This window comes from Streptomyces sp. AB3(2024) (assembly GCF_041862025.1).
Classification (GTDB): domain Bacteria; phylum Actinomycetota; class Actinomycetes; order Streptomycetales; family Streptomycetaceae; genus Streptomyces.
The window spans coordinates 1-8,024 of record NZ_JBGWAB010000217.1 but is presented as its reverse complement, the minus strand read 5'-3'; the positions used below and the strand labels follow the sequence as shown (position 1 = coordinate 8,024).

Here is an 8,024-nt window from a genome sequence, read left to right as displayed (position 1 = left end):
TCTTTTTCAAAGGAACCTCATCCACCGAAGTGGACGGGGTATCAACTTCTGGCGTTGATTTTTGGCACGCTGTTGAGTTCTCAAGGAACGGACGCTTCCTTTGTACTCACCTCAGTAACACTTACTGGGGCTTTCCTCCGGGCTTTCGTTCTGTTCTTGCGTTTCCGACTCTATCAGACTCTTTCGTGTCCGATTTTCCTCGGTGCTTTCCAGGTTTTGCGCTTTCGCGCTTTTCCTTTCCGGCGGTTCCGACTCTATCAGAAGTTTTCCACCGGATTTCCCGGCTTCGGATTCCTGATCGGAGAGTCGATTGCGCCCCAGTGGAATTGCATTCCTTGGGGGCGAGAGAGATTTTAAACCATCACTGCCGAACTTGTCCAGTTCGAGGCAACCGTTCGAATCTACCTCCCCACAGCCACCGTGTCAACAGTGTTTGCGGGACGACGAGGAGACTAGCAGCTCAGCAGGCTCGCACGCACATCACGCCGCAGTGGGCAGGGTCGCCGTGCGGTCCGCTTCCTCGACGTCGCCCGCGTCGCCCTCGCGGGAGGCGCGGCCGCCCAGGACGAAGACGTAGACCAGGAAGGCGGCCTCGGCTGCGACGCCGATGCCGATGCGGGCCCAGGTCGGGAGGCCCGACGGGGTCACGAAGCCCTCGATCAGGCCCGACAGGAAGAGGACCACCGCCAGGCCGATGGCCATGCCGAGCGCCGCGCGGCCCTGTTCGGCGAGGGCCGTACGGCGCGTGCGGGGGCCCGGGTCGATGACCGTCCAGCCCAGGCGGAGCCCCGTGCCCGCCGCGACGAAGACCGCGGTCAGTTCGAGGAGGCCGTGCGGGAGGATCAGGCCGAGGAAGACGTCGAGGCGGCCGGCCGAGCTCATCAGGCCGATGCCGACGCCCAGGTTCGCCATGTTCAGGAAGAGGATCCAGAGGACCGGCAGGCCCAGGAAGGCTCCCAGGACCAGGCAGACCGCGGCGGCCTGGGCGTTGTTCGTCCAGACCTGGGCGGCGAACGAGGCCGCCGGGTGGCTGGAGTAGTACGTCTCGTACCCGCCGCCCGGCCTGGTCAGTTCCTTGAGGTGGTCCGGAGCGGCGATCGCGCCCTGGACCTCGGGGTGGGTGGCTATCCACCAGCCGATGAGGATCCCGAGTGCCGTGGAGAGCAGCGCCGTGGGTATCCACCAGCGACGGCTGCGGTACACGGCTGCCGGGAAGCCCACGGTGAAGAAGCGGGCCGCGTCGCGCCAGCTCGCGCGGCGGGTGCCGGTCACGGTGGCCCGGGCGCGGGCGACGAGCTGCGTGAGCCGGCCCGTCAGCATCGGGTCGGGGGCGCTCGACTGGATCAGCGAGAGGTGGGTGGAGGTGCGCTGGTAGAGCGCGACGAGCTCGTCCGCCTCCGCTCCCGTGAGGTGCCGGCCGCGGCCGAGGAGCTGCTCCAGGCGGGCCCACTCCGCCTGGTGGGCGGCCACGAAGACGTCGAGATCCATCCGGTTTCCGCTCCCCTGCCCCTGACCACACGGTTCGGCCTACTGCTCCTGCGGCCAGCTTGGCAGACTGGAGCGCACAGGGGCGTGTCAGGTCGGGGAAAGGTGCAGCGGTGAGCGATCTCGTGACGGGGGACGCGGTCGTCCTGGGTCTGCGGTCGGCGCGGCTGCCGAGCCGGGCACTGGCCGTCCTGCTGGACCTGTTCGTATACGTCGGCGGCTACCTGGTCATCACGTTCGCCCTGTTCTTCGCGACGGCCTCGCTGGATGACGCCGCGCAGGCGGCGGTGTCGGTGGCGAGCCTCCTGCTGGTGCTGGTCGGCGTGCCGATCGCCGTCGAGACGCTGAGCCACGGGCGGTCGCTGGGGAAGCTGGCCTGCGGGCTGCGGGTGGTCCGCGAGGACGGTGGTCCGATCCGCTTCCGGCACGCGCTCGTGCGGGGGGCCATGGGGGTCGTGGAACTGCTGATGACCTTCGGGACCATCGCCTGCATCGCCTCGTTGGTCTCGGAACGCGGGCGACGGCTCGGTGACGTGTTCGCGGGGACGCTGGTGATCCGGGAACGGGTGCCGGGGGCCCGGGTCATGCCGGTGCCGCCTCCGCCGCCCTGGCTGGCCGGGCGGTTCGGCGGCCTGGACCTGTCGGCGGTGCCGGAGGGGCTGTGGCTGGCGATCCGGCAGTACCTGACCCGGATGGACCAGCTGGACCCGCACACGGGTGCCGCGATGGCGGCCCGGCTCGCGGACGACGTGGTGGCCCGGACCGGGACGCCGCCGCCGGCCGGGGTGACGGCCGCCGCGTTCCTGATGGCGGTGGTGCACGAGCGGCAGACCCGGGACGCGGCGCGGGCCTTCGCCGTGCGGGTCCCGCACGGGCCCGGGCCGGTGGCCGCGCCGGTCTCCGGGCCGTTCGCGGCGCCGATGTCCGCGCCGGTCACCGCGCCGGTCACCGCGCCGGCGGCTGTGGCGCCGCCCGCCGTTCACCCGGCGCCCGCGCCTACGCCGGCTCCCGCTCCCGCTCCCGCTCCCGCTCCCGCTCCCGCTCCCGCTCCCGCCGAGGCTCCCGTACCGCGGACCGGGTTCGCTCCGCCCGGCTAGATCCAGGGGTCCGCGTCGGCGTCGTCGCCCTCGGGGAAGGCGGACGGCGGGGTCTCCAGGTGTTCGAGTTCGATGCCGGGCGCCGCGAGGACGACGTCCCCGGCGATGTGGACCGTGTGCACCTCGCCGGTGTCGAGGGCGGTGACCCGGTACTCGTCCACCACGAGCGGGCCACTGTCCGTCGGGTGCTCCGCGCGGGACACCAGGGCCCAGGCCTGGTCGACCGTACGGGCCGCGAGCACCGGATCGGTGAGGGCGAGCAGGCGGACGCGGGTCGCGGGGGCGCCGGGCGCGAGGCGCAGCAGGCGGGCCGTGGCGATGAGGAAGGCCGGGGAGGTACCGGTGAATCCGGGGGCCCGGACGTTGCCCTCGGTGGCCTCGGTGCCGGTGGGGTCGGTGCGGACCCAGGTGACGCCGTCGACGGCGGCGCCGCGGACCTGCCAGCCGGCCGCGTTCAGTTCGAGGCGGATGGGGCGGCCGAGGGCGTCGACGGCCAGGTCGACCGAGCCGCGGTGGCCGCCGTCCGGGTGGGTCAGCTGGGCGACGTAGCGCCATCCCGAGGGGCCGGGGGCGCAGTGGAAGTGCTCCTCGCCGAGGGGGGTGTGGTCGTGCGGGTCGTGGAGCGAGTAGCGGCCGCGGGGCATGGGGCTGGGTCCTTGCGTGCGTACGGAGGATGCGTACGGAGGTACGGGGCAGGCCCCCGGCGGAGTGCCGGGGGCCTGGCTCGGTGCTGTGGATCCGTGGGGATCAGTAGCGGTAGTGGTCGGGCTTGAACGGGCCCTCGACCTTGACGCCGATGTAGGCGGCCTGCTCCGGGCGCAGGGTGGTGAGCCTGACGCCCAGCGCGTCGAGGTGGAGGCGGGCGACCTTCTCGTCGAGGTGCTTGGGCAGCACGTAGACGTCGGTCGGGTACTCCGAGGGCTTGGTGAAGAGCTCGATCTGCGCCAGGGTCTGGTCCGCGAAGGAGTTCGACATCACGAAGGACGGGTGACCGGTCGCGTTGCCGAGGTTGAGCAGACGGCCCTCGGACAGGACGATCAGGACCTTCCCGTCGGGGAACTTCCAGGTGTGGACCTGCGGCTTGACCTCGTCCTTGACGATGCCCTCGATCTTGGCCAGACCCGCCATGTCGATCTCGTTGTCGAAGTGGCCGATGTTGCCCACGATCGCCTGGTGCTTCATCTTGGCCATGTCGGCGGCCATGATGATGTCCTTGTTGCCGGTCGTGGTGATGAAGATGTCGGCGATCTCCACCACGTCGTCCAGCGTCGCGACCTGGTAGCCGTCCATCGCCGCCTGCAGCGCGCAGATCGGGTCGATCTCCGTGACGATCACGCGCGCGCCCTGGCCGCGCAGCGACTCGGCGCAGCCCTTGCCGACGTCGCCGTAACCGCAGACGACCGCGACCTTGCCGCCGATCAGGACATCGGTGGCACGGTTGATGCCGTCGATCAGCGAGTGGCGGCAGCCGTACTTGTTGTCGAACTTCGACTTCGTCACGGCGTCGTTCACGTTGATCGCCGGGAACAGCAGGGTGCCCTCGGCCATCATCTCGTAGAGGCGGTGGACACCGGTGGTGGTCTCCTCCGTCACGCCGCGGATCTCGGACGCGAGCTGCGTCCACTTCTGCGGGGCCTCACCGAGGGTGCGGTTGAGGAGGGTGAGGATGTGGGCGTACTCCTCGGAGTCCGCGGTGGACGGGTCCGGGGCCGCGCCGGCCTTCTCGAACTCGACGCCCTTGTGGACGAGGAGGGTGGCGTCGCCACCGTCGTCGAGGATCATGTTCGGGCCGCCGGTGGGGGTGTTCGGCCAGGTCAGCGCCTGCTCCGTGCACCACCAGTACTCCTCCAGCGTCTCGCCCTTCCAGGCGAAGACGGGGACGCCCTGCGGGTTCTCCGGGGTGCCGTTCGGGCCCACGGCGATGGCCGCGGCCGCGTGGTCCTGGGTGGAGAAGATGTTGCAGGAGGCCCAGCGGACGTCGGCGCCGAGGGCGACGAGGGTCTCGATCAGGACCGCGGTCTGCACCGTCATGTGCAGCGAGCCGGTGACCCGGGCGCCGGCCAGCGGCTGCGCCTCGGCGTACTCCCGGCGGATCGACATCAGACCCGGCATCTCGTGCTCGGCCAGGGTGATCTCCTTGCGGCCGAAGGCGGCAAGGGAAAGGTCGGCGACCTTGAAGTCCATGGGTGCTGCTCCTCATGGTTCGAGAGGGTGGGTACGGCTGGGCCGCGTGCCGTCGGGGACGGTACGCCGAGCACAGTCCGTCGGGGGCCCTCTCTCCCCTCGGCCGGCCACGGGGACCGCCCGACCGCCATCAGCAGCGACGCCTGACACTGACGACGAATCTACACCGATCGGCCTAGCGGCCCCAGTCGTGAGGGTGATGTGTCGCGCCCCGGTTTCGGGCCCTATGGCGGAACGGTTCGGGGTCTTTCGGACTTTTGATGCACCTCCTGCGTGGGGCAGGATGCCCGGTGGACCGGGTCGTGCGCGCGGCCCCGCAGGACCCATGGCTGAAGGAGATTCCAGTGACCACCAGTCCGGCCGGCCCTCCCGGTGACGGGGGCGGGGGCGTGCCCGAGCGTCTGAAGTTCGTGGCCGTCACGGCCTGCCCCACGGGGATCGCCCACACGTACATGGCCGCGGAGAAGCTCCAGCAGGCCGCCGCCGAGCTCGGCGTGGACATCAAGGTGGAGACGCAGGGATCCATCGGGGCCGAGAACGTGCTCTCTGACAACGATGTCAGAGAGGCGGACGGAGTGATCATCGCCGCCGGCAAGGAGGTCGACCGCGACCGCTTCGCGGGCAAGCGGGTCCTGTCCACGGGCGTCGCGGACGGCATCCACAAGCCGAAGGAGCTGATCGAGCGGGTAGGCAGCGCGCCGGTGCAGACCGGCGCGGTGGCCTCCGGCGGGGGTGACGGGGGCCGGGAGCGCGGCGCGGCGTACAAGGCGCTGATGAACGGCGTCTCCCACATGATCCCGTTCGTGGTCGTGGGTGGTCTGCTGCTCGCGGTGTCGATCGCGCTCGGCGGGCACACCACGTCCGAGGGCATCGGGTTCGACGAGGGCTCGTTCTGATCCTACGTCAACGCGCTGGGCGGCCTCGGCTTCAAGCTGATGCTGCCGGTCTTCTCCGGCTACATCGCCTACGCGCTCGGCGACCGGCCCGCACTGGTGCCGGGCATGCTCGGCGGCTTCCTGGCGGCCGACGCCGTGAACATCTACGGTGCCGAGGCGAACGCGGGCTTCCTGGGCGCGATCGCGACCGGTTTCCTCGCCGGCTATCTCGTCGTGTGGATCAAGAGGGTCAAGGTCCCCCGGTTCGTCCAGCCGATCATGCCGATCATCGTGATCCCGATCGTGTCGACGCTGACGCTCGGGCTGCTCTACATCTACGTGATCGGCCGGCCCATCTCCTGGCTCTTCACGCACCTGACCGCCTGGCTGAACGGAATGACCGGCTCCAGCGCGGTCGTGCTCGGCGCCGTCATCGGCCTGATGATCGCCTTCGACATGGGCGGCCCGGTCAACAAGACCGCCTTCCTGGTCGCGGTGGGCCTCATCGGCACCAACAACGCCGTCATGGGCATGGCCGCCGCAGCGATCCCCGTCATGCCGCTGGGCCAGGGCCTGGCCACGCTGCTGCGCCGCCGGCTCTACAGCGACCAGGAGCGGGAGACGGGCGTCGCCGCCCTGTTCATGGGGTTCTTCGGCATCTCCGAGGGCGCGATCCCGTTCGCCGCCGCACGGCCGGCGATCGTCATCCCGGCGAACATGCTCGGCGGCGCCGTGGCCGGCGCGGTCGCGGGCCTGACCGGGGTCGAGGACTCGGTGCCGCACGGCGGTCCGATCGTGGCGCTGTTCGGCGCCGTCAGCGGGGTCGCGATGTTCTTCGTCGCCATCACCGTCGGCGCCGTCGTCACGGCGCTCACCACCAACCTGCTGATCGAGCTCAAGGAGCGCCGCAGCGGCCCGGCGCCGGCCACCGCGCCGGTGCCGGCGCCCGAGCCCGTACCGGCGCCCGAGCCCGTACCGGTGGGTGCGGGGGCCGGTGCGGACGGGACGGCCGTCCTCACGCGGGCCGCACCCGCCACCGCCACCGCACCCCCCGTCGTGCGGGAGGAGGCGGAGGTGCTGTCCGGATACCTGACCGCACGGACGGTCAAGCCGGAGCTGGTGGCGGACTCCAAGGAGGCGGCGATCCGGGAAATGGCCGAGATGCTGGCCACCACCGGCAACGTGCGGGACGTGGACGAGCTGGTCCGGGTCGCCCTCGCCCGCGAGGCGCAGGGGACGACCGGACTCGGCGAGTCGATCGCGATCCCGCATGCCAAGACGGATGCGGTGATCCGTCCCACGGTGGGCTTCGCCCGGTCCGCCGAGGGCATCGAGTGGGGTGCGCTCGACGGGACGAAGGCCCGGCTGGTCTTCATGATCTCGGTGCCGGAGGCGGCGGCCGGCGACGAGCACCTGCGGATCCTGGCGCTGTTGTCGCGCAAGCTGATGGACGCCGGTTTCCGCGACCGGCTGCGGGGCGCGCCGGACGGGGCGGCCGTCCTGGAGGTGCTGCGCGAGATCCGTTAGCAGCGGTCCTCGCGCTCCGTCCCGTCGGGTCCCGCTCCGCTCCGGTACGGGACCCGACGGCGTGCGCGCAGTGTCCGAATCGGTATGTACGTACTCGGCACACCGGCCCCCCGGCGGCATCGACGGCGTCCCGGTCGACCTACGATGCAAGGCAGGTACATCGGAAGGGACGAAATGGAACACAGGCCAGGACGCAGACGCGGGATCGCGGCGATCGTCCTGCTGGTGCTCGGAGCGGTCATCCTCGGGGGGGTGACGGTGGCGAAGGCCGTGAACCCGCCCTCGCGGTACACGGAGGGCAAGCAGGTCGGCTGGACCATGACGCCGACCTACACCAACGGGGAGAGCATCTACCTGGAACCGGTCGCCAAGGGGAAGCTGCGGCGCGGTGACATCGTGCTCGCCTCCGTGCCGTGGTCCCTGCAGAAGACCCAGATGAACCGGGTCGTCGCCGTGGGCGGGGACCGCATCCAGTACAAGCCGAGCAGCAAGGTGGCGGGCCAGTACCGTCTGGTGCTGAACGGCACGCCGTTGGACGAGCCGTACCTGGAGCAGTGGAAGAACCCGTCGGCGGTGGCCTTCAACGTGAAGGTGCCCAAGGGGTACGTCTTCCTGATGGCGGACAACCGGATGAACTCGGACGGCTCGCAGTACGCGAACAACGGTCCGGTCCCGGCGGACAAGGTCACCGCCAAGGTCGTGACGTACCCGATGGCGAAGCTGGCCGTGTGGGGGCAGCTGGCGGGCGTCCTGGTGCTCCTGCTCGGCGGTGTGCTGGCGGGCGTGGCCCGGCGGGCGCGCGGGCGGGCCGGGCGGGCAGCCGCGGTGCCCGCCGCGATCCCCGCTCCGGCGGCGG

At 70.8% G+C, this 8,024-nt stretch carries 6 protein-coding genes and 1 pseudogene; 4 read left to right on the top strand and 3 right to left on the bottom strand.

Annotated elements, in window-relative coordinates; all coding sequences use genetic code 11:
- Positions 1-357, top strand: a 357-nt coding sequence (locus ACEPPI_RS38870; RefSeq protein WP_373919975.1) for a hypothetical protein, incomplete at its 5' end; no start/stop codon positions are given.
- A 123-nt stretch (positions 358-480) separates the two neighbouring features.
- Here the strand turns inward: ACEPPI_RS38870 and ACEPPI_RS38865 are convergent.
- Positions 481-1,488 carry a stage II sporulation protein M gene (locus ACEPPI_RS38865; protein WP_373919974.1) on the bottom strand — a complete coding sequence of 336 codons (1,008 nt, stop codon included), beginning with the start codon at positions 1,486-1,488 and terminating at the stop codon, positions 481-483.
- A 110-nt stretch (positions 1,489-1,598) separates the two neighbouring features.
- Here ACEPPI_RS38865 and ACEPPI_RS38860 point away from each other — a divergent pair, with 110 nt between their 5' ends.
- Complete coding sequence (locus tag ACEPPI_RS38860) at positions 1,599-2,582, top strand: RDD family protein (protein WP_373919973.1); 984 nt, start codon at positions 1,599-1,601, stop codon at positions 2,580-2,582.
- On the opposite strand, the gene ACEPPI_RS38855 is transcribed toward ACEPPI_RS38860, so the two are convergent.
- On the bottom strand, positions 2,579-3,226 hold the full coding sequence (locus tag ACEPPI_RS38855) for a hypothetical protein (RefSeq protein WP_373919972.1): 648 nt from the start codon (positions 3,224-3,226) through the stop codon (positions 2,579-2,581). The two genes, ACEPPI_RS38860 and ACEPPI_RS38855, sit on opposite strands and share 4 nt — an antisense overlap.
- A 103-nt stretch (positions 3,227-3,329) precedes the next feature.
- Positions 3,330-4,766, bottom strand: a complete 1,437-nt coding sequence (gene ahcY, locus ACEPPI_RS38850) for an adenosylhomocysteinase (RefSeq protein WP_373919971.1) — start codon at positions 4,764-4,766, stop codon at positions 3,330-3,332.
- A gap of 452 nt (positions 4,767-5,218) precedes the next feature.
- Here ahcY and ACEPPI_RS38845 point away from each other — a divergent pair.
- Both ACEPPI_RS38845 and lepB read left to right on the top strand, forming a co-directional pair.
- A pseudogene (locus ACEPPI_RS38845) lies at positions 5,219-7,168 on the top strand (fructose-specific PTS transporter subunit EIIC).
- 174 nt (positions 7,169-7,342) lie between these two features.
- Positions 7,343-8,024 (top strand): signal peptidase I (gene lepB / locus ACEPPI_RS38840; RefSeq protein ID WP_373919970.1); only part of this gene is annotated, 682 nt, incomplete at its 3' end.